Annotated in this window: 18 protein-coding genes and 2 tRNA genes; 11 read left to right on the top strand and 9 right to left on the bottom strand. The window is 31.8% G+C overall.

Features of this window, described 5'->3' with window-relative positions:
- Window positions 1-307: 307 nt before the first annotated feature.
- Together AC6CH4_RS03525 and AC6CH4_RS03520 are read right to left on the bottom strand one after the other, a co-directional pair.
- A complete protein-coding gene (locus tag AC6CH4_RS03525; RefSeq protein ID WP_498100208.1) occupies window positions 308-2,383 on the bottom strand; it encodes a tetratricopeptide repeat-containing sensor histidine kinase in 2,076 nt (691 codons plus the stop codon).
- Window positions 2,380-3,087: a LytR/AlgR family response regulator transcription factor gene (locus tag AC6CH4_RS03520; protein ID WP_498100206.1), complete on the bottom strand. Its 708-nt coding sequence runs from the start codon at window positions 3,085-3,087 to the stop codon at window positions 2,380-2,382. The genes AC6CH4_RS03525 and AC6CH4_RS03520 overlap by 4 nt, the downstream gene beginning before the upstream one ends.
- A 192-nt stretch (window positions 3,088-3,279) precedes the next feature.
- On the opposite strand from AC6CH4_RS03520, the gene AC6CH4_RS03515 reads away from it, so the two are divergent.
- The 6 genes from AC6CH4_RS03515 (at window position 3,280) to AC6CH4_RS03490 (ending at window position 8,996) form a co-directional block, all read left to right on the top strand.
- Entirely contained in the window at window positions 3,280-3,825 is a 546-nt protein-coding gene (locus AC6CH4_RS03515; RefSeq protein WP_498100204.1) for a hypothetical protein, read from the top strand.
- Between the two features lie 50 nt (window positions 3,826-3,875).
- Window positions 3,876-4,469 (top strand): hypothetical protein, encoded by a 594-nt coding sequence (locus AC6CH4_RS03510; RefSeq protein ID WP_498100202.1) that lies wholly within the window; start codon window positions 3,876-3,878, stop codon window positions 4,467-4,469.
- A 231-nt stretch (window positions 4,470-4,700) separates the two neighbouring features.
- Window positions 4,701-7,277 (top strand): M1 family aminopeptidase, encoded by a 2,577-nt coding sequence (locus AC6CH4_RS03505; RefSeq protein ID WP_498100200.1) that lies wholly within the window; start codon window positions 4,701-4,703, stop codon window positions 7,275-7,277.
- Entirely contained in the window at window positions 7,274-8,200 is a 927-nt protein-coding gene (locus AC6CH4_RS03500) for a DUF58 domain-containing protein (protein WP_498100198.1), read from the top strand. The genes AC6CH4_RS03505 and AC6CH4_RS03500 overlap by 4 nt, the downstream gene beginning before the upstream one ends.
- A gap of 86 nt (window positions 8,201-8,286) precedes the next feature.
- Window positions 8,287-8,360: transfer RNA gene (locus AC6CH4_RS03495), tRNA-Asp, on the top strand.
- 562 nt (window positions 8,361-8,922) lie between these two features.
- A tRNA-Asp gene (locus tag AC6CH4_RS03490) sits at window positions 8,923-8,996 on the top strand.
- A 222-nt stretch (window positions 8,997-9,218) separates the two neighbouring features.
- Here the strand turns inward: AC6CH4_RS03490 and AC6CH4_RS03485 are convergent.
- The 5 genes from AC6CH4_RS03485 to AC6CH4_RS03465 form a co-directional block, all read right to left on the bottom strand.
- Window positions 9,219-9,614, bottom strand: coding sequence for a hypothetical protein (locus AC6CH4_RS03485; RefSeq protein ID WP_498100196.1), 396 nt, complete (start codon window positions 9,612-9,614; stop codon window positions 9,219-9,221).
- Between the two features lie 318 nt (window positions 9,615-9,932).
- Window positions 9,933-10,928, bottom strand: coding sequence for a hypothetical protein (locus tag AC6CH4_RS03480; RefSeq protein WP_498100194.1), 996 nt, complete (start codon window positions 10,926-10,928; stop codon window positions 9,933-9,935).
- Between the two features lie 7 nt (window positions 10,929-10,935).
- Complete coding sequence (locus AC6CH4_RS03475; RefSeq protein ID WP_498100192.1) at window positions 10,936-11,205, bottom strand: hypothetical protein; 270 nt, start codon at window positions 11,203-11,205, stop codon at window positions 10,936-10,938.
- Window positions 11,206-11,373: 168 nt separating this feature from the next.
- Entirely contained in the window at window positions 11,374-12,102 is a 729-nt protein-coding gene (locus AC6CH4_RS03470; protein WP_498100190.1) for a hypothetical protein, read from the bottom strand.
- A gap of 2 nt (window positions 12,103-12,104) precedes the next feature.
- The gene (locus AC6CH4_RS03465; RefSeq protein ID WP_498100188.1) at window positions 12,105-15,101 is read right to left on the bottom strand and encodes an N-6 DNA methylase family protein; all 2,997 of its coding nucleotides are present in this window, start codon (window positions 15,099-15,101) and stop codon (window positions 12,105-12,107) included.
- Between the two features lie 278 nt (window positions 15,102-15,379).
- On the opposite strand from AC6CH4_RS03465, the gene AC6CH4_RS03460 reads away from it, so the two are divergent.
- Window positions 15,380-15,688: a hypothetical protein gene (locus tag AC6CH4_RS03460; protein WP_498100186.1), complete on the top strand. Its 309-nt coding sequence runs from the start codon at window positions 15,380-15,382 to the stop codon at window positions 15,686-15,688.
- Between the two features lie 124 nt (window positions 15,689-15,812).
- Here AC6CH4_RS03460 and AC6CH4_RS03455 read toward each other — a convergent pair whose 3' ends face one another.
- A complete protein-coding gene (locus tag AC6CH4_RS03455; protein WP_498100184.1) occupies window positions 15,813-16,850 on the bottom strand; it encodes a hypothetical protein in 1,038 nt (345 codons plus the stop codon).
- A gap of 95 nt (window positions 16,851-16,945) precedes the next feature.
- Here AC6CH4_RS03455 and AC6CH4_RS03450 point away from each other — a divergent pair, with 95 nt between their 5' ends.
- Window positions 16,946-17,179 (top strand): helix-turn-helix domain-containing protein, encoded by a 234-nt coding sequence (locus AC6CH4_RS03450; RefSeq protein ID WP_144336404.1) that lies wholly within the window; start codon window positions 16,946-16,948, stop codon window positions 17,177-17,179.
- 20 nt (window positions 17,180-17,199) lie between these two features.
- Here AC6CH4_RS03450 and AC6CH4_RS03445 read toward each other — a convergent pair whose 3' ends face one another.
- Window positions 17,200-18,354: a site-specific integrase gene (locus AC6CH4_RS03445; RefSeq protein ID WP_498100182.1), complete on the bottom strand. Its 1,155-nt coding sequence runs from the start codon at window positions 18,352-18,354 to the stop codon at window positions 17,200-17,202.
- A gap of 693 nt (window positions 18,355-19,047) precedes the next feature.
- On the opposite strand from AC6CH4_RS03445, the gene AC6CH4_RS03440 reads away from it, so the two are divergent.
- The 3 genes from AC6CH4_RS03440 (at window position 19,048) to AC6CH4_RS03430 (ending at window position 22,642) form a co-directional block, all read left to right on the top strand.
- Entirely contained in the window at window positions 19,048-19,869 is an 822-nt protein-coding gene (locus AC6CH4_RS03440) for an AraC family transcriptional regulator (protein WP_498100180.1), read from the top strand.
- Between the two features lie 227 nt (window positions 19,870-20,096).
- The gene (locus AC6CH4_RS03435; RefSeq protein WP_498100178.1) at window positions 20,097-21,488 is read left to right on the top strand and encodes a TolC family protein; all 1,392 of its coding nucleotides are present in this window, start codon (window positions 20,097-20,099) and stop codon (window positions 21,486-21,488) included.
- Between the two features lie 101 nt (window positions 21,489-21,589).
- Window positions 21,590-22,642 carry an HlyD family secretion protein gene (locus AC6CH4_RS03430; protein ID WP_498100176.1) on the top strand — a complete coding sequence of 351 codons (1,053 nt, stop codon included), beginning with the start codon at window positions 21,590-21,592 and terminating at the stop codon, window positions 22,640-22,642.
- Window position 22,643 lies beyond the last annotated feature (1 nt).

Here is a 22,643-nt window from a genome sequence, read left to right as displayed (position 1 = left end):
CCTTTTTTATTGGATAAAGGTTTTTTTTTGCCACGAATTGCACGAATTTTCACTAATTGAAATGGCTTGAATTGTTGTCTTTTAACCACAAATTACACAAATTTTCGCAAATTAAAATGTTTGAAAGTTAGGATCGATTTTTTGACAAAGATTGGGAGGATTAAAATGATTTTTTATCTGTAGCAAGATAAAAAATTTGTGAAAATTTGTGCAATTTGCGGTAAACCTTTTTTTAAGCACAATCAAAATAAAATTAGTGCAATTGCTTCGCCTGCTCCCTTCGGTCGGGTAGTGGCAACCCTTTTTTCTAAAACACGATTGTAAAAGTAGTTCCGGAATCTGGTTTTGAAACGACTTCGATTTTAGCATTGATTGCCGTTGCCAGATCGCGGATTAAATGCAGGCCCAAACCAGATTTGATTCCGATGACTTCTGAGTCGTCATAAAGGGCTTTAAATTTTTCCTGTGTTCCGCCCGGGCCGTTGTCGGTTATGGAAAGAAAGGTTTGATTGTCTTTTTGCCAGGCTTTCCAGATTATTTTTCCGTTTTCCGTTTTGTCGAGTGCTTTTATGGCGTTTCCGGTTAGGTTTCGGATGATGGTTTTTAGGTAATTTTCATCAGTATTTAAGATGAGGTTTTCAGGATCTTCAAAGGAGATTTCGATGTTTTCTACGCTTGAGAAATGCTTTTGGGTTTCTTCAAATAAAACAGCAATCGGAAAAGGATGAAACTGCGGTTTAAAGTTCTCCATCTGTCCTTTGCTCCACAACAAAATATCTTCCATAGACGATAATAAATTCTCAGCTCCTGAAATTACTTTGCTCTGCATTCTTAAAGCCGTCGCCTCATCAATCAGTTCCGGGTTTTCTTTTTGAAGATGCAAAAAGTGAATTAAATTCGAAACCGGACTTCTCAAATCGTGATTTAAAATCGCAAAGAAACGGGCTTTTGTCTTATTCGCTTCGTCTAATTCGGCATTCAAAAGCTGTAATTTCTGATTGGTTTTCTTTCGGTTTTGACTTTGTTTGAATAATAAAAGAAGAATAATGCCAACCAGTGCCAACCCGGAAATGAGGAAAATACGCTGTTTTTTAGCATCTGCAATCTGAATGTTTTTGATGGTATTTTGAGCCGAGAGATTTTTAATTTCCTGACCTTTAGCTTTGTTTTGAAAACGGGCTTCGGCATTGGCAATATTCTGTTTTGCCGATTCGAGCATCATTTCGTCACTGGCTTTGCTGTAAATCTCGTTGTATTTGTAGGCTTCTTTCCAAAGTCCTAACGCTGCATAACTTTGCGATAGTTTTTTATTGATGTTGACATACGATTCTTTATCATAGGTATAAGCATTTTTTGAGGCCAGCGTCAGGATTTCGATAGCTTTTTTATAATCTCCTTTTTCATATAAAACCCTTCCCATAACAGCATTGGCTTCCATAATAATATCATCGTCATTTGATTTTTGCCCGAGTGAAACTGCTTTTTTAGCGTAATAATAAGCGGCATTGGTCTGGCGTTCGTTTACGTAATATTCAGACAGGCTTCGGTTGGCAAAACTCAAATTCAGAAATAATGAATCTTTAACGGTTGGATAGGTATAAATCAGCTTGTAATATTTTTGAATGCTGTCTAATTTTTTCATCGGAACAAAACACTGCAAATAATAATTGCACAAAAAAGCACTCACGTAGGGTGAAGTTTTTACATAAGGCTTTGCTTCATTTAAATATTCGAGTGCTTTTTCATATTGTTTCATTTTGGTGTAAGCCGCCGCAATTTGACTGTACGAAATTCCGGTATTTTCTGTATTCGCAACACTCTGTGAAATTTGCTTTTTGAAATTGATTGCTTTTAACTGATAATCAATAAAGGTTTCGTATTGGGCATTGTTGAGGTAATATTCAGCTATGCTTCCGTAAAGAACGGCTTTTGTATAGGTGTTTTTTGTGGTGTCCAGTACTTTTTTTACGTAGTTGGCCAGCGCTTTGTTTTTAGCCGTTTCATTCAGCGCATAATACATATAATTAAGACGTGATAATGCAATGGTCAAATTTTTAAGATGCCTGGCTTTTTTAGCATACTTCAGTGATGATTCATAATTGACTAAGGCTTCTTTGTATTGATTGTTGCTGAACTCATACGCATAACCTTTAAAATAATAGAATTTACTCAGAAAGGCCGGATGCTTTTGTGAAAGGTTTATTCCTTTTTCGGCAACCGCCAAAAGTGCTGAATAATGTTCTGCACTTTGAATTTCATTACAATATTTTACCCAGGCAAAAAGTTTTTGTTCGGTAGTTTTAAATCGTACTAAATTGGGTTCCGGCTGTGCAAAGGCAGCGCATGTTATAAAAAGCAATAACAGGAATCCCAGTTTTTTCATGAAATAAAGTTTAGGTTTTCTTTATAACTTCTTCCCACCGGAATAGCGATATTGTTGTTTAAAATGATTTCTGATGTATTTATTTTTTGGATAAACTGTTTCTGCACTGCAAAACTTCTGTGAATTCGGATGAAGGACTGAAAATGATCTTCCTTCAAAAGATTTCCGATACTCGATAAAACACAATGTCTTTTTTTATTGGTAATAATCAAAGTGTAGTCTTTTAAGGCTTCGAGGTATAGAATTTCGTGCAGTTTTACTTTTGTCTGTTCGTGACCTTCTTTGATATAAATGGTGTCGCCGCCAATGCTGGCTTCAAAAAGAGAGGCTTTGAGTTTTACTTCCATAAACTCTTCAATTCGGCTTACGGTTTGTGAGAAACGATCTAGTTTTAAGGGTTTTACGATAAAATCAAGGGTTTCAATTTCAAAACTTTCTACCGCATGTTCCGGATGTGCGGTTATAAAAATACATACCGGAATTTCCAGTGCTTTTTTTCGGAACTCAATTCCGCTTAAACCCGGCATATCAATATCGAGAAATAAGATATCAAGATCTGTGGTGTCAATAAAAGGAAGCGCCTCTTCAGTCGATTCAAAAACGCCCAAAATATCCAGAACAGGAAATTTTTTAGCAAACGATACTACCGTCAGCCTGTCAATTTCGTCGTCGTCAATAATAATACAGGTGTATTTTTTGGTCATTTATTTGATTTTTGCGTCGTCTGTCTATTTAAAATGTCGTCTGTCTATTAGTGGTTTTTAGGCCGATTTTAATCCTGCAAATTTGTCTCGTAATACTTCATCAGCGAAAAATAAACAAGCTTTTGACTTTTACAAAAATAATGCTATTGAATTAAATAAGAACCATTTAATAAATTTTTAAACTAAATTATTATGAAAATTTTAAAAACCATTTTGACGCTTTTTTCTATCGCAATTTTCGCTGCTTCTTGCAGTAGTGATGATGGAGTTGACGGAACTAACGGAGTTGATGGACAGCCAGGGGCACCCGGAGCAACAGGAACGGCAAATGTTATTTATAGCGCATGGATAAATGCTCCGACAGCCGTTGCAGAAACGGTAGACGGAACTTCCGGAATGTCTACAACAATTAATGCACCGCAATTATCAGCTGATATTCTTGCAAAAGGGACCGTATTGGTGTACGTGTCTTTTGGATCGGGAACATTCGCAGTACCTTATACCTCGACTGCAGGCGGATTTGTGAATACAATTACCGCTATTTCTTCTCTTACAAAAATCAAATTATTCCGCTTTAGACATGATCAGGCAGCAACTGTAAACATTCCAACCTCACTATCATGGCGCTATATTTTGATTCCGGGTGGCGTTGCCGCTGCAACAGCAAAAACTGCTAAACCAGATTATACTAAAATGAGTTACGAAGAAGTTTGTGCGCAGTTAAATATTCAGCCTTAATTTTTTGAACAACAATAAAAACAGATAAGAACACTAAAAAATATATTATTATGAAATCTTTAAAAACCCTTATTACCCTTTTAGCAGTTACCTTATTTACCATTTCCTGCAGCAGTGACGACGACAAACCAGAGGCAATTCAATATAATGAAGAAAATCCTTTAGACGCTTATATGGCGGGATCTGGTTTCAGCCAAAAAGCGGTAGACGTAAAAAATTCAGGAATTTATGAATATGGCTTTAGTTTTAAACCAACCGTAACCGGTAAAATTAACGCGTTAATTGTAAAAATTCCAGACGTAAACAGTGCGTTAAGAATAACTGTTTGGGATGCAGCAACGAAGACAGTTATAAAATCGGAAACTATAAATGTTCCGACAGCGAATGTTACCGTAGAAAAAAGTATTACTCCAATTACTTTAACAAAAGACAAAGAATACTTTTTCACCGTAAACAGCGACGACTGGATTAACAGAACAAAAACCGACGGATCTGCTGCGACTTATCCTATAGTAGCAGGAAACATTACGATTACAGGTTATGCTTATATCTCAAGTACGGCGGCAGAAACTATTTTTCCAACCAATGCGCGTAATACCTATTACGCAGGTGATATGACTTTTAAATTTCAACAAACGGAGTAATTTGTTTTTGGATAGTTTGAATTAGTAAGTTTTGAAAAGGTCTGGCAATCGTCAGACCTTTTTTTAGCATTAAGGGTTTTCAATTTTTTTTCGCCACGAATTCACGAATTATTTTAAAATTAATTAATATAAAATTCGTGAATTCGTGGCGGTTTTTTTTAAACAACAGACAGAATGTCTTCCAGAACCAATCCTTTTTTTTATTTTTAACGAATCTTATATTTCTTAAAAATGAAAATCCGCTACAGCTTTCTTTGTCTTTTTACTTTTATTACAATTGGTTTTTCGCAATCCAAACAAAAAGGGAATCCTGTTTTAGAAAATGGCGTTTCAGAGCAAATGGCTATTTTTCGCAAACAGCAAATCTCGAATGTTTCTTATGGATTGTCTTTTGAGATTCCGAATCAGAAAGAGCAGGATATTATTTCCACTTTAAATTTAGAATTGACTATCTCAGATTTAAGCCAGCCTTTGTATTTGGACTTTAAGGAGAAATCTGCGAATATAAAATCAGTTTTGGCAAACGGAAAAAACATTGCCATTTTGCACGAAAAAGGACATATTGTTATTCCGGTTGAAAGTTTAATTTCAGGAAAAAATACCATTACCATTTCTTTCATCGCAGGCAATTTATCGCTGAATCGTAACGACGATTTTTTATACACTTTATTAGTTCCGGATCGCGCCAGTACTTTATTTCCGTGTTTTGACCAGCCGGATATAAAAGCGACCTATAAGCTGAGTTTGACCGTGCCAACAGACTGGTCGGTTTTGGCTGGAGCTGATGTAAAAGAGAAGGTTGAAAAAGGCGATTTTACAGCTTATACTTTTGGAGAATCAGACAAAATGAGTACCTATTTGTTTTCTTTTGTGGCGGGGAAATTTAAAAGCGTAACACAAAAACCCGGCAATTTAGAAATGACCATGTTGTATCGCGAAAATAATCCGGAGAAGATTCAGGTAAGTACCGATACGATTTTTAAACTACACCAACAATCGTTAGAATTCTTAGAAAAATATACTAATTACAAGTTCCCATTTCAGAAGTTGGATTTTGCTTCGATTCCTGTTTTTCAGTATGGCGGAATGGAACATGTTGGGGCGATTCAGTACAAAGAATCGACTTTGTTTTTGGATAATAGCGCTACAGATAGTGAGAAATTAGACAGGGCAAAACTGATTGCCCACGAAACTTCGCATATGTGGTTTGGTGATTTGGTAACGATGAAATGGTTTGATGATGTGTGGATGAAAGAAGTGTTTGCGAATTTTATGGCAGACAAAATCATGAATCCGATTTTCCCGAAAGTGAATCATAATTTGCAGTTTTTTAGTGCGCATTATGCCAACGCTTACGCGGAGGATCGCTCTTTGGGTACACATCCGATTAAACAGCATTTAGCCAATTTGAAAGATGCAGGTTCGCTTTACGGCGCCATTATTTACAACAAAGCACCAATCATGATGCGTCAGTTAGAAGCTTCAATGGGAAAAGAAGCCTTCCAAAAAGGAATTGAAAAATACATTAAAAAATACGCCAACGACAATGCCGACTGGAATAATCTGGTTGAAATTCTGGATGCCGAAACGCCGCTCGACATGCAAAAATGGAGTCAGGTTTGGGTGAATAAATCGGGGAGAGCCATTTTTAGCAATAAAATAGAATATGATGCTAAAAACAAAATCAAGAAGTTTGAAATAGAGCAAAAAGCAGAAGATAAATCAGGAAATGTCTGGCCTCAGGTTTTTCAGGTTGGGTTGGTTTACGCGGATAATGTGAAAGTCTTAAACGTCAATATAAAAGAGAAAAACCTTCTTTTGAAAGAAGCTGTTGGGCTTGAGAAACCGATACTTGTTGTTTACAATTACAATGGTTTTGGATACGGTGTTTTTCCGCTTGACGGGAATCACTTAGAAGCTATTTCAAGTTTGAAAGATGAGGTTGCAAGAGCTTCTTCTTACAGCAATCTTTATGAAAAAACTTTAATTGGAAACATTCCCCCGATCAAAGCTTTTGATTGTTTCTTGAAAGGAATTCAAACAGAAGAGAATGAATTGGTTTTAAAAATTGCTTCCAATAATTTGAATTCAGTTTTTTGGAAATTCCTTACAGAGAAGCAACAGCATAAAGTTCAGCAACAACTTGAGACTATCTTATACGAAAGATTGCAAACGAATTTGACCAGTAATATCAAAAAGACGTTATTCAATTTATTTAGTTCCATTGCCTATTCTGATTCGGCGAAAGCCAAATTATACCAGATCTGGAATAAAGAAACTGTGATTCCGAATTTGAAATTAAACGAAGACGATTACACCAATATCGCGATGAATCTGGCAATTTTTAAACATGAAAAGGCAGATGAAATTTTGAATAAAACAAGAACAACCATCACCAATCCTGACAAACAAAAGCGATTTGAGTTTTTATTACCTTCATTATCCAAAGACGAATTGGTTCGTGGCGCTTTTATGGAATCCTTAAAAGACGATAAAAACAGAGAAAAAGAAGCGTGGGTTTCGGTTGGTCTGGCGAATATTCATCATCCGTTGCGTCAGGAAAGTGCACAGCAATATATCCGATTTTCATTAGATTTGACAGAAGAAATTCAGCACACCGGAGACATTTTCTTTCCGAAAGACTGGCTGAATAATACGATTGGGAAATATTCGTCGAAATATGCTTTTGATGAAGTGCAGCGTTTCTTAAAAGAAAACCCTAATTTTAGTCCGATATTAAAACGAAAATTATTTCAGGCGACAGACGGTTTGTACCGCGCCCAAAATATTAAAAAAGAAACCGAATGAAAATTGAATCGGAAATAGAGAAAGTCTCCAGTTTTCAGCATCTCGAAATGCTGGCGAATCAGGTTGTGGAAGGTTTTATATCCGGAATGCACAAGAGTCCGTTTCATGGATTTTCGGCTGAATTTGCCGAGCATAAAGTCTACAACGCAGGAGAAAGCACCAAACATATCGATTGGAAATTATTTGCCAAAACGGATCGTTTGTACACGAAACGTTTTGAGGAAGAAACCAATTTACGCTGTCATCTTATTGTCGATAATTCGTCGTCGATGCATTATCCGGAACTAAAATCGAATCAGCCTTTTTATGAAAAGAAGATTGGTTTTGCGGTTTTGGCGTCGGCAGTTTTGATGAATATTTTAAAGAAACAACGCGATGCCGTTGGATTAAGCGTTTTCTCAGACAGCTACGAATATTATGCTCCCGAAAAAGGAAGCGACCGTCACCATAGAATGCTGCTCAATAAACTGGAACAATTATTAGAACAACCAAAAGTCAAAAAAAGCACGGATACTATTACGTATTTGCATCAGATTGCAGAGAAAATGCACCGCCGTTCGATGATTATTTTGTTTACCGATATGTTTCAGTCCGAAGACGACGAAAAGCTTTTTAATGCGCTACAACATCTAAAACACAACAAACATAAAGTAGTTTTGTTTCATGTGGTTGATCATGAAACCGAGTTGAAATTCGATTTTGATAACACACCAAGGAAGTTTATTGATGTAGAATCAGGTGAAGAAGTATCGATTTTTGCTGATAATGTCAAAATAGAATATGAAAAAAGGGCAGAAGCGTACTTTAAAAACCTGGCTTTAACCTGCGCGAAGAACCAAATTAAGTACGTTCCGGTGAATGTCGGTGATAATTTTGAAAAAATCCTGACTACATATTTAGTTGAAAAACAAAACTTTGGCTAAGGATTTAAAAATATATTTAATTTTTTTTAGCAAAACACTTGCAGAAATGAAATTCTGTACTATCTTTGCAACCGCAATAACGCAGAGGTTTGGTAGTTCAGTTGGTTAGAATACATGCCTGTCACGCATGGGGTCGCGGGTTCGAGTCCCGTCCAGACCGCAATATTGGGGAAAGCCTTTCTTTTAAGAAAGGCTTTTTTGCCCAAAAACGGTATCTAAGATTAGTTGTGTTGTTTGCTACGACTTTGTAACTCGTAGCTGGTTTAGTAGTTAGACCAATGAAAAGCTTTCCACTTTTGTGGATGGCTTTTTTGATTTACGACACTTTTGTTTTAACCGCAAAGGGCGCTATCGGGATACGCAAAGTCCGCAAAGTTTTTTTAAAGCTTTGCGGACTTTGTTCTTTATAATGATTTATTGAATTGGATTTTAAACATAGCCCGTGGTTTCAACCACGGGGGCACAATCATGAATACAATCCGGAATCCCCGTGGTTGAAACCATGGGCTATGTTAAGCAAGATGATGGATGTTTCTGTACGAAAAACCTTTGTCAAAGTTTCAAACTTTGACAAAGGTTTGCGTATTAAATTAGAATTTGGCGCCGATGCTTCGGGATAAAATATTGGAATTTAGGGAATTAAAATTTTCTCAATTTTAATTCCCTAAAACCCTTGCAGAATCAAAGTTCTATCGTATTTTTGCAATCACAATAACGCAGTTGGTTTGGTAGTTCAGTTGGTTAGAATACATGCCTGTCACGCATGGGGTCGCGGGTTCGAGTCCCGTCCAGACCGCAATATTGGAAGAAGCCTTTCTTAACGGAAAGGCTTTTTTGTTTTTAGATGCTTCTTAAAATTAACAAAAAAAGATAGTTAAGTTTCAGAATTTACATTTTATTATTTTTCGAATAAAATTATCTGTTCAGTTTTGGCGAAGTTCTTTTTACTTCTTTTGCTATTTTTAGCCAAGATTGTATTCCCTAATCCGTTACCTTGGGATTTTACAAAGATCAATTTTTAGTAGATACGCATAACTGCCCTATTTTTTTCTTCAATTGACCATTGAACCTGCCATGCTCTACCGTCAATTTGATCAATCATGATAAAATTATATATATTGGTTGTTGGATAAAGAAAAAATCTACCATTTTTCTCTTCTTCTTTATTTACTAGAGATATGTCCGATAGTGTCGTTTCAAACCTGTTTTCGTTTTCAGTGCTCCATTGAACTTGTCGCATCTGTCCGTTTCTTGTGTTTAATTTTATAAATGTATACATATTTCTTGTCGAAAAAAGCCTATATACAACAGTGCTATCTGTAGAAATGTTTTGAATAGGAGCTTGTGATGTACTTTGAGCAAACGAAATCGTTGCAAATAATACAAAAAACAGTGTGATTAATCTTGTTTTCATAATTATTATATAGTTAGGTCTTGAATTCCTGATGGGTCATTATATATTAACCACTAAATAAGTGCTAATATACAAGCAGTTTAAAGCAAGTTTTAATGCTCGAAAGAACTTATAAGCTTTAATACGAAATAATTACTTAAATGCTTAGAATTATTGCTATCAGGCGTATTTCTAACAAGTAAAAGAATTAAGAGCTTTAGGACTTGTGTTAGGCGTTCTTAGTTTGTACTATGGATAATCGTTCTTGTGTCTTAATTGTTATTTTACTTATAGTCGTTTATAGTATTAAGCTAATTTAGCTAATAAATAATACCCTTATTATACTAAACGCTCTATTTTTAATTTAAGAGCTTGATATAGTTCGTTTTTGTAATCAATTTTTTTGTCTAAAAACATTTCGTAATTTTTAATAAAGGCTTTAGTTTTTGTGCTTCTATTTGTAGAGGTGTTGGAAAGGTCAAATTTTTCCAGTTCTTTGTGAAAACCACTTCTCTTTATTGTTTGAAATTTTAAGTGTTTTTCAGTATCTCTCTTGCTAATTTTATCAAAATCGATTATTTTTTCTTCTGAAATTAAATCTACAAATTGTATTTTTTCGAGACGTTCTATCAATTTATTGTTTAGTTTTTTCCAATTTTTAATTATGTCATTAATGGTTCGGGCATTTTCTTTAAAAAAGGGTATTCCTGAAACTTTTTTAATAACTATTTCAAAACGGAAAAAGAAGAATTTCTTATGCACGTTTATTTTAATTGGGTCAGTACCAAAGTTTTTATTGTTTTTGTTGATTTCTAAATATTTTTCATAAAATTTATATTTGATGTTGTTCTCCTTTTTTTCTTTATTTTTTTTGCCCTTAAAATAAATTGTTGTGTCCTCAACTTCTCTTCTAAAACTGCGATACTTTACAAAACAATTTATTAATTCTTTAAGTTTAGATTTTAATAAAAGTGTTACTCCGATTTCTAATTGTTTTACTTTTGCATTTAATAAATCTTCTTCTTTGATGCCGATTTTAAGACTTAAAAGGTTTATGCAATCTATAAATTGATATAAGGACAAATTTTGTCTTGTATTTCGTCCAAAATACCATTTTCTTATACTCCCATTGAAACCAATTGTGCATTTATTTTTTCCATAATCGTAATATAATAACACGTTTATATGAAATGGATTTTTAACGCCTGATTTTTCATTTACAATTCTACGGCTAAAAATACATCTATTGGGATATTTGCTTTTACGATAACTATCAAGTGACCAATAATTTTTCACGGGTGTAAATTCTGATATTTTTACTTTAATTCTATCCATGATTTAATTATTTTTTTTGAATAAATTTTTCTAAGTCTGTCCGTCTAATCAGTATTTTTCCATTGACAATTTTTTGATTACTTTTCAAACCTTTTTTTCTGTATCCATCAATGATTTTTCTGCTTAATCCAAACTCGGTTTCAATATCGTGTATAGATAACCATTCTTTATTGTATTCAGGACGTTCTGATAATTCCAATAATAGTTTTCTCGTTTCAATAGCAAGCTTTACAAGGTTGCTATAGGCTTTTTTCTCAATTAAAATCTGTGTATTCATAGTTTTAAGTTTTATACTTTCTATATATAATACCAGAATAACAATATTTTTGTTTTGTAAAATTCTATAATTAACATTTTTGATTTATAAAAAACAGTAAATCAAAGTGTTATAAAACAAAAAAAACGGCTTTAGTAGCCGTTTTCCTTTTTCAATAATTATATTTTTTTAAGATGCGTAAAGTTTAAATAAAAAATGATGCAACATAAATTCATTTCCGTTTCGTGTATGTTTACTTGTAAAAGTAAAATTATTATTTTCAATAGAATCTAATTCTATTCCATTTTGGATTAAATCTCCATTTGGAGATAAGTCAGTTCCAGTATTTAACTTTGAAATTATAGAGTTTTTTATCTTATCAACTTCTCCTTCTAATACAAATCCTAACATCCCTCCAAAAGTATTAAACTGAGCGTACTTACCGTTAAAGTGTCTATATACTCCTCCATCTTTTTTTGATTTATTATAAACATATTCATTTATGGAAACAGTGCTATTTGTTAAGTTTTTACATTCAACCGAATAATATTTTAGCGTTTCTTTTTCAATATCAATCCAATCACTATGCTGAAATTTTATATCATAAAAACCTGGTTGATTATATTTAACTTTAGGCTCAAGATTAATTATAATTCCTTCAATGAAAATTCTTTTATCTTTTGTTTCAAACCAATTGTTTATATAATCCTTAATTAAGTCTTCGATATGTTTTCTTTTTGTTTTCTTTTTTTCAATTTCAATTAACGTAGTTAATTCATCAAAGTCAAATTCTTTATAGAATTTTAATAAATGAAAATGTATTAGTTTAATCCAAAATTCATCATCTTTGATTCTTTTTTTTCTACTACTATCAGGAAGGATATAGGTTTTTGGTAATCGAATATATTCTCTGTCCATATTTATATTCGATTTAATATTTCCTGACCATCTTCGAAGGCTTTAGTTTCGGTCCAGTTTGTATTATCATCTTTACGAAGTATATAAATACAATTTTTACCGAATATTCTTTCCTGAGAAGCTAAGAAGTTTTCACTTGGATTTTGTATAAAAATCTCATTTATAATAAATTTTGAAACTTTTTCGGTTGTTACTTTTTCATTTTCAGAATTAAAATAAATTCCAAAAACAACAAGTTTAAACTCAGTATAATGATGATGTTTAACAATGATCCTATTTTCGAAATAAACTTCTATAGATTCAAGAAGAGCTATTTCGAATTTTTTTAATTCAGCTTTATTAACCTTATCTTTTTTCGTAAAAAAATCATTTATTCTTAGTCTGTCTATAAAATTAATTTTATATAAAGAAAAAATTAAATCATTAATTTTTTTTTCGACCTTATCGGTGTACTTAATTTTTTGAACAGCTAAATTTTTGCTTATTTCAGTTATCTCAGTTACTAAGGTGTCATCTAAAACTTTTGGAATTGGAATCATTTTAATATCATCAATTCCAATTCTAGGAAACGAATCGAGAACTCTTTTTCTTAGGTATTGATTAATAAAGTAATCACATAATTTTGAATTTAAAATAGCAGAAATTAAATAGTATAATTCTGGATTAGCTAACTTTAAAATATATACAGAAAAATCAAAATAATTTTTTTCACTTGAGTAAACAGCCCTTAAATTGTTTCCCAATCTTGATAAAATTATTTTTTCTCCAGTATAAATATCTTCGGTTCTAGGTCTATGAAAATTTTCTAAGTTATTTATATATCTTAAACCACTAGAAATATAGAAAGGATTAAGGTCTTTAGGTTTAATATAGCAAGTGTTATAGTCTAGTTTTTTTTCATCACTAAAATATTTTTCTACAAATGAATTCAATAATTTATGTTTCGATTTATCATCTAGTTTTTTCCAATCATTTTCATCAAGATTAAACTCTTTTTTTCTAGCATCTTCACCCCAAATTTCAAATCCTCGATGGATAAAACTTTCACCTTTTTTATCACATTGAATAAAATCATTAAGCGTTTTATTATTCGCTATTTTTTTTAACAAGAGTTTGTCAAATTCATTTCCAATTAAAAAATCACGCAATCTAATTTCTTCTTTGATTATACTTTCTTGACTAATTTCAATTACTTTGTCTTCCTGTATGATTAGTAGTTCAAATGGTTTTTCAGAAAATAACCCCATTTCAACTGGATAATATTCAATTATATTTTTATTTGTAATATTATTAAATATTAAAGCATTTACACTTTCTTTAGCATTTTCAAAAAGTATATTTTTTACTTTAGATAATTCATATATTTTTTCAATCCCATAGTTTTCATAAAAGTATCTTTGGAATTTTTTAGAATTATCATTATAAAAATTCGAATTATTTGAGACGAAACCAAAACGAGTATTTTCGTTGCTCCAATCTTTTATTTTCATTAAAAAACATTGTGAAATTTGGTGCTTTCCAACAATTTCCTTTGCTTTTAATTCTTTTCCTAAATAATTTACTAAATATTCATTTAAAAACTCAACTTCTTCATCACTGGATTTGATTTCAAAAAAAGGTGGGTTTCCAACTATATAGTCAAATTTTTTATCAAAAAAAGGAGCTTCTTTAGTATCTAATGAATTATGACAAATAATATTTTCAAAAAATGAATATTTTTTAAATAACCGAACTTCATTTTCATTCTTTAACTCAGCTGAAATAAATTCTTTTATTTCTTCAGGGTCTAAATCTCTAAATATTTGTAATGATAAAGAAAAAATTGTAAATCTCTGTGCAATAGATTTTTTTTCAATTCCAAAAATATTTTCAGAAAGTAATTTAATTCTATGTTCTATTTTTTCAGATACTTTTTTTGCACTACAAGGATTGTTCTCGAGAAGTTTTTGAAAAGCAACAATTAAAAACATTCCAGAACCACATGATGGATCTAATACTTTGCCTATTTTTTGAATTGGGATAACATCATCAATTATAAGTTGAGCTAATTTTTTTGGTGTATAAAAAATCCCACTTTTTTTCTGATCTTCTTTTAAAAAGATTTCATAAATATAACTTATAAATTCTACGGGGATAATGCTGAATTGAAAATCAAAAAGCGAAAGTTGTCCATTTAGTGTAGTTCCAGAGATTGAATGATAAATTAAGTCTAATACATTATCATTAAGATAATCAACGCTTATCTCGGGAGTTACGAATAGATAATTATTAAAAATTTCATTAATTATCTTAAATAAGTGATTAATCTTTTTAGCTTCCTTTTTTATTAATAAGTCCTTGTACGATAATGGGTTGTCTATAAAGTGGTGTTCGTAAAAAAAAGAATTTATAATATGATTGTCTTCTAAATATTTAATGTATAAAGTTCTATCGATTAAGGCTTGAACAATATCTTCATTTTTAGTTTCGGTAAATAAATCTTTTTTTAAGTTTTCGAGTGTGTAAACAAGTTCTTTATCAATAGTTTTTGATTTCTTAATTTTATCAATAAAGTTTTTATAATTTAACCAAAATGCACCACTATCAAATTCCCATTTATTTATCTTATCTAATTTATCGTTATCAGTAAAATTTCCAGAAAAAGTATCAATCTTATAATTATATATTTCTGATATAGGAGATGTTTTGGCATAAAAAAGATCCAATATAAAATTATCTGCAAACAGGTTAGTTTTGTTTGGTTCTTGAAGAGAGAAAATTAAATCAGCTTTATCTTCGTTCCAGATATATTTTCTAATCTCTTTAAATTCTTTATGAGATAGGGTTTTAGTGATTAAATAAAATGAAGTTTTAGTTTGAGGAGGGCATTCATAAAAAAAGATGTGATTCTCAATTTTTTCAGACAGAACCTTATCGGTTTCAAAAAAAACCTTTTTTAATTTTAAATTATCTTTAAAATTAAATCCTTTTGAAAGAAAGAAATCTTTTATAGTACTCATTTAAAAGGATAATGGATTGATATTTAAGGGCTTATGGATGTTATTTTGTTGTTTTCATCCTAACCAACAAATATAGAAGTTAATTTTTACAATTCATAAATTAAAAAGTTAATAGGTGATTATATTAGAAAATTTATGTTATTCCTTAATTCTAAGTTTGTTTTGATTGCAACTATTTTGAAAGACAATGAAGGATTTGATTTAAGAACTTTTATTTTTAATATGTAGTGTGTTAAAAATTGCTTAAATTGTTGCCTTAACAAGTAATCTTCTAAAATATGTCAAATTTCACGGTGCGAGTTGAATTACACACAGGACACAAAACATACGATCCATTAGATAGTAAGGATTATGATAATTTACATACAGCTATGAAAGCGGAAGGATTTTCAACAACAATTAAGATAGATAAGATTTCTTATCATTTACCAAGGGCAGAATATAACAAAGTTACTGACAACAGCAAAGACGAGGTTATGAATGCAGCAAAAAGAGCTTGTGCAAAAACTGGTAGAGAATATTCGTTATTAATTACTGAAGATATAAATCCAAGAGGTATCTTTAATTTGAAACATGTTTTAAAATAAAACTTAAATCGGAATTATGTTTGCTGTATATGTTTATAAAAGGCATTTTAAAGCAATGTTTTGATTTTAAGACTTAGTTGTACTCTTTTTTTAAATTAGATTAGAGAAATGGAGCTTTTTGTTTTTATATTTTTTTCTTTATTATAGTTTTTGAATCATTTAGAATTGGTATTGATATTTCAATTTTATAAGTTCCTTTGTTTTCAAATTTATTATTAAGATATATTTCTATAATATTGTTATTGCTCATAAAATTGTAATAGTCCTTAGTCTTTTCTACAAGTTTAAATTCGGATTTGGTTAACTCAAGGATGATATCATCTAATAGTTTTTTGTCTGAAAACTCAAAAGAAGTTGTTCTTACATCATTTCCAATTCCATTATCTCTCGCAATATAACTTTCTATATGCTGATTAGAATTTATGTAAGAATACCATTCGTCAACAGGCTCTAAGTTTTTTGGATAATTAACTAATTTCCAATCAGAATTTAAAATTGTAGAAATTTTATCAGAAGAAGTTTTAGATATTCGAAGCAAGTCAGATATTTTTGTCAATAGATTAATTTTTTTAATCGTATTGGTTTTTGAGTTAGAAATATTGTTTAGAGGGTTTGTTTTTTCAGGAACAATTACTCTCGTTTCTGTATTCTCTGATAAGTATCTACCGTTATTTTTTTTGTTTATAATAACATTGATTGAATAGCAATTTTGTGGCAGAGGATAGTCATTGTCAGATTTCGTTTGTATCGTTACAATTCTATTACCATCTTCATACATTGAATTAGTTGAAGGTTTTCCTTTTAAAACAAATCCTTGATAAGTTAAGTTCTTCCTGATCCTGTTTAATAAGTCTTTATCGTCAGAAATAAAATTTGTAAACCAAAACGTTTGTTGAGTGTTTAAATCCATTTTACCACACTTTTTTAGGACTTGTTTCTGCTTGTCTTTATTGAATGTAAATGTATATCGTTCTGTAACAAAACCTCTTTCCGATGTGTCCTGAATAGGTGGTTGTAATTTCCAAGTATATTGCAATTCATTAACCATTTCTTCTGCGTTTAGCTCAGAAATTTCTAATAAATCTTTTAGATTATTGACTTGTGAATTACCTTGAATAGTTGAGGAAATAACAATTAAAATTGTAAATATTAAACGTTTCATATGATTACTTTTCAGCTAAAATAATAAAAAAGTATATTATATGCGGTTTATTTTATGAGGTAAATTATATGCGGTAAAATTTCAAATTTCGTTTAATGGAAAATTTGGACAAAGATATCGACACTATAATCCTGCAAATTGCTGAAAAGATTAAAGCATTAAGAAAAGAAAAAGGTTTCACTAGCTATGAAACCTTTGCCTTCGAATACGATATTAATCGAGTTCAATATTGGAGAATTGAAAAGGGTAATAATATTACGCTTAAAACCCTTATCAAAGTTCTCGCAATTCATAATTTAACACTGAATGAGTTTTTTAAAGATTTGTGATTTTGAGCATTTTCCATTGTTTAGTTTTTAGAGTTAAAATTTACATTATTCATTATGTTTTTCATCTGAGTAACATCTACACCAGTATATGAATAAGTTTGGCTTAGCTTTTTATGTCCCATCATTTTTGAGATATAAAATACATTTACATTATTATTTAGTAAAGTAGTGCCAAAGGTGTGACGAGCAAGATGGAAATGAAGTGTTTTTTTTATTTCAGCAATTTCTCCAATTGTTTTTAAATATCTATTTACAGTTTGGTTTTCTATCGGAGGGAAAATGCTTTCATTATCTTCTCTTTGATTATAAAATTTGCAGATTATTTTTTTTGCATTTACATTAACTGGCACTTTTAAATCGACATTGGTTTTAATTTGTTTTAAAGTAATTATTCCATTTTTATAGTTTTCTTTTTTCAAAGCAACAACATCGCTAAAACGCATTCCAGTATAGCAACTGAAAAGAAACATATTTCTGGTTAGTTCTAGATGCTTTTTTAAAGAGAGATCACATTTGATAATTTGATTAATTTCAGGAACGGTTAAATATTCCTCTCTTGTTCTAGGAGAAACATTTTGTAATCCTTTCCAAGATTCGTTTTTTAGAGCATCTAATTTTACAGCTTCTTTCAAAGCCCTTTTCAGAAATTTAATCATATTGTATCTTCCACTATTGGTTTCAATTAAATAGTTGTCAAATTCAATCATAAAAGCGTAATCGATTTCTGAGAGTTTTAAATTTGGCTTAAAATCTTTCAATTTCTTGCCTAAGGTTACATAATGTATTTGGGTACTTTTTTTTATGGTAAGAAAATGCCTTTTACAAAATGATTCATAAAATTTAGAAAACAATAGCTCATCTTCTGAATCGGATTTCCCATTCCAGAAATTAGAAATTTCATCTTTAGAAAGTGATTTACCAAGGCTTTTGCTTTCTCGAATAAAGTCTTCAAGTTTTTGCTTCTTTTTTTTAATTACAGCATTTAGATTTCCAAAGCCTTTTCCAATACCTTGTTCGATGTTTTTATCCCAATACCTTTCTTCTATAAACTCAGAAGAAGAAAATTTTTGCGTTACATTATTGCGTTGCAATACAATGTGAATTGGACAAGTTCCATCTTTTCTAATTTTGTCCGTTCTTAAAACCGCTCGTACGGTAAAGTAGTTTGTTTCCATATAATATTATTTTGGAGTTATTGCTTTATTTAATAACTCTAGTAAGCTTTTTTTTCTCTCACGAAATTTCGGCTAAATTATATATAAAACCTTACAAATATTAAATAAACTTCTCATATTCTGATTGTTGTGTGTTTTTGCAATTTTTAAAGTTTAACATTTTCAGTTATTTATGTAAGTAAAAAACTATAAGAAATATCTAAAAAATAGCTTTGTAGAGCATGAAAAACTTGGAAGGCAGACTTTTTTTAATTCAATTGATCAATATATTTGTAATTGAAATTTATAGGAAACATCCCCTAGGACATTCCCCTTAAATTCTTAGCCTCTTTAAAGTATTGGATTTACTAACAATATATGGAGAAGTTCGAGTCCCGTCCAGACCGCTTAAATTTTAAAATGCCTTTCTTAACGGAAAGGCATTTTTGTTTTTTGGCTTAACCGCAAAAGGCGCTAAGATTTACGCATTCCGAAGCCTCGGGATGCAGGACTTTTTTAAAATTTTGTATTTCAACATAGCCCGAGGTTTCAACCTTGGGAGACGTATTGAGATGCTTTATATCGTCATTATACATTGCGCTCCCAAGGTTGAAACCTTGGGCTATGTTGGTAGCTTTGCGAACTTTGCGTTTTTAACCTTGCGAACTTTACGGTTAAATTTCTTTCTTATCTTTATAATAAGAAACCACAATAATGGAACGATCAACCTTCAAAATAGACAAGTACTACCTCACAAAAGTAGATGCTGATAAAAAAAGCATTTATTGTCACCATGATTTGATGGGAGAGTTGTTGGTTCCGACGCACAAACATGATAAAGCACAAATGCTTTATGCCGAAGGTGATGTGGTTTTTGTAACGACGGAAACGAAAAGCTATTTTTTACCGGCAAGACATTTTATCTGGATTCCGGCTGGCGTAGAGCATAGTATTCAGCCAAAGTCGGAAAATGTGATGATGCGAAATCTATATTTTCCGGTAGAGAAAGATGAAGATCTCTTTTATAAAAACGAAGGTATTTATCCGGTAAATAATTTACTGCTTCAAATGATGCTTTTTACCAATCAGTGGAATGGCGATTTAAAGAAAGGTTCTCCAAACTTTACAATTGCCAAAGCAATAAAAGCAATTCTTCCTCAAATTTGCACTAACAATCTGCCTTTGGAATTACCACAGCCAAAAGACAAACGACTAGGAAAAATACTTCGACATGTTGAGAATAATTTAGGAGAAACAATTCTCTTTTCTGAAGTTGCTCATGAATTCGGTTATAGCGAACGCTCTTTGTATCGCTTGTTTCAGAAAGATCTTAAAATGTCTTTTATTCAGTATTATACTATCAGAAGAATTTTAAAAGCAATTGAATTGCTGCTTGACAGAAAACTTTCGGTTAAAGAAGTGGCACAGGAAGTCGGCTATAGCAGTGTACCGACATTTAGTAATACGTTTTTTAAAATCCTTGGACAAAGACCTTCTGATTATTTAAATGGGGAAGATGTTTTGAAAAGCAGATAAAAAATTATTTCTCTCGCAGATTTTGGTGATTTAGCAGATAAAAAAGAAAAAAATCTGCCGACTCTGCTAAATCTGCGAGAGACTTTAAAATAATCACTGCCACTTCTTAATTTGCAATAAATTGTTTTCCAGTGTTTTAATATAGCGTTTTCGAAAATCACAATTTTAACATTTGTCCGAAATGAATATGTTATTGACTTTTTAGAATTATCAGTCAACAAAATAATATGGGAACTTTGCACCATAAAATTATTTATGTAATCATGTTCCTTAAAACAACAAATTCTACAGAAGATTGTTTTCTCAAAATCGGGCTGTTATTTCTAATTGTATTTACATTCAATAGTGTACAAGCACAGGAAATTCATTCAGTTTCATTAAATGAAGCTTTGAAACTAGCTAAAGAAAACAACAAAAAAATCCTCAGATCGCAATTAGAGGCGACGCTCTCAGAGCAAAACATCAAAGAAACAAAAGAACTTCGTCTGCCGGACATCGAATTAAACGGCGAGTATTCCCGAATTACCAATATCACTGAATTCAAAGGAAACGGTTTCCTGAACGGCAAAGAAGTAACGAAGGCAATTCCTGAAATCTATCAGGTGAATTCCACTTTTAAAATGCCAATTTATGCTGGAAATAAGATCAATAACGCCATCAAAATTGCTAATCAGGAAAGTGAAATTGCCAAAATAAAAACAGAAAAGGCAGAAAACGATATTGAGATTGAAGTGGTTGCAAATTATTTAGCGATTTATAAAATGATGGAACTTCAAAAGATTTTTGAAGAAAACATCAAAGAAGAAAAAAGCCGATTGAAAGAAGTACAGTCGCTTCAAAAATACGGAACGCTTACCAAAAATGAAGTTATTAGAGCCGAATTACAGCTTTCGGATCGTGAGTTAAATGCGCTAACAAATTCCAAAAACATAAAAATTGCGCTTCACGATCTGAAAACTTTAATTCAGTTTCCGGAAAACGAAGAAATCACAATTGATACAACGTCAAATATTGATGAAATGAATGGCTTAGATCCGTATGAATTTTATTTGAGTAAAGCTTCTCAGAATGAAGAAATGCGAATCGCGAGTCAGGAATTAGCCATCAAAAAAACGGAGCTAAAATTGGTTAAAGGAAATTATCTGCCAACGGTAAACTTCTTTGGAAATTATGGTTTTTATTATCCGAACTACAAATTTTTTCCACCAAATCCGTATTTATACACTTTAGGACAAGTAGGTATTGAAGCTCATTTTGATATTTCGGCTTTGTATAAAAACAAAACTAAAATGCAGCAGGCCAATACCAAAATCGAATGGCAGCAAATGCAGTCTGAAATTATAAAAGATGAAATTCAGGATAAGCTATACAAAGAGCATACGCAATATCAGGAAATCCTTGAAAAATTTGTAGTGGTAGACAAAGCTTTGGATTTGGCCAATGAAAATTACCGCATTGTAAAGCTGAAATACTTAAACCAATTGGTTTTAATAACAGAAATGGTGGATGCTGATAATGCTTTATTACAGGCGAAATATAACAAAGTTTCGACCCGATTGGATGCTGTTCTGAAACATTATGAGTTGTTGCATACGGCGGGAATACTTCCTCAGAGTTAGCTCAGTAGAGGCAAGAAGTTAGAAGCAGGAGACAAGATTTTAGATTTTGGAAAATAGAATATAGAGAATAGAAAATAGACAAGAAAATATATTTAAAGGTTATGGTTAAGATAAAAAATGAAACTAGAAGAAACAGAACGTTTCATATACTAATAACAATTATTGCGTGTTCGCTTGTCGTGAGCGGGGTTATTTTGGGAATTTGGTTTTATGTTTTCAATAGCAATCACGAGGAGACGAATGACGCTCAGGTGGAGCAATATGTAACACCCATTATGTCAAGAATTACGGGTTATGTACAGGAAGTTCGTTTTGACGAAAATCAATTTGTGCACAAAGGCGATACTTTGGTGGTAATTGATAACAGGGAATACAAATCGAAATTGAATGTGGCGCTTGCCGATGTGCAAAGTGCGCAGCAAAGTAGTGTTGTGGCTCAAAAAAATGTAGCAAATACAGCAAGTACAACCGCAATTGGAGAATCGCAATTAGATGCTGCCAAATCGAATCTTTGGAAAACAAAATTAGAATACGAAAGATACAAGGCTTTGGTAAAAGAGGAAGCGGCGACTTCACAGCAATTGGAGAAAGTAAAAGCAGATTATGAATCGGCGCATGCGCATTTTCAGGAAATGAAAGACAGAATTCATTCCTCTAATTTAAGTACCTCAGTTGCTGAAGCCAATGTTCCTACAACGCAGACTAATATTGCTTCTAAACAAGCTGTTGCTGATAATGCGGCATTATTTCTTTCGTACACGATCATTACAGCTCCTTATGATGGCTGGGTTGGAAAAAGAACTTTGCAACCTGGACAATTGGTAAAAGAAGGGCAGTCTTTACTTTCGATTGTAAGCAAAGAAAAATGGATTACCGCCAATTTTAAAGAAACACAATTGCAATATTTAACCGTTGGACAGGAAGTTAAAATTCAGGCGGATGCCATAAACGATAAAGAATTTACCGGAATCATCACTTCGTTATCTCCGGCAAGCGGAGCAAGATTTTCTTTGCTTCCTCCGGATAATGCAACAGGAAACTTCGTGAAAATCGAACAAAGAATTCCGGTTAGAATTCAGTTGAAAGACAACGATAAACAAACCGATTTTTTAAGAGCCGGAATGAATATCACGGTTATCGCCGAACACCACTAAA

Source organism: Flavobacterium sp. GQ95 (genome assembly GCF_059758655.1).
This window is presented reverse-complemented; position numbering and strand designations above follow the sequence as displayed.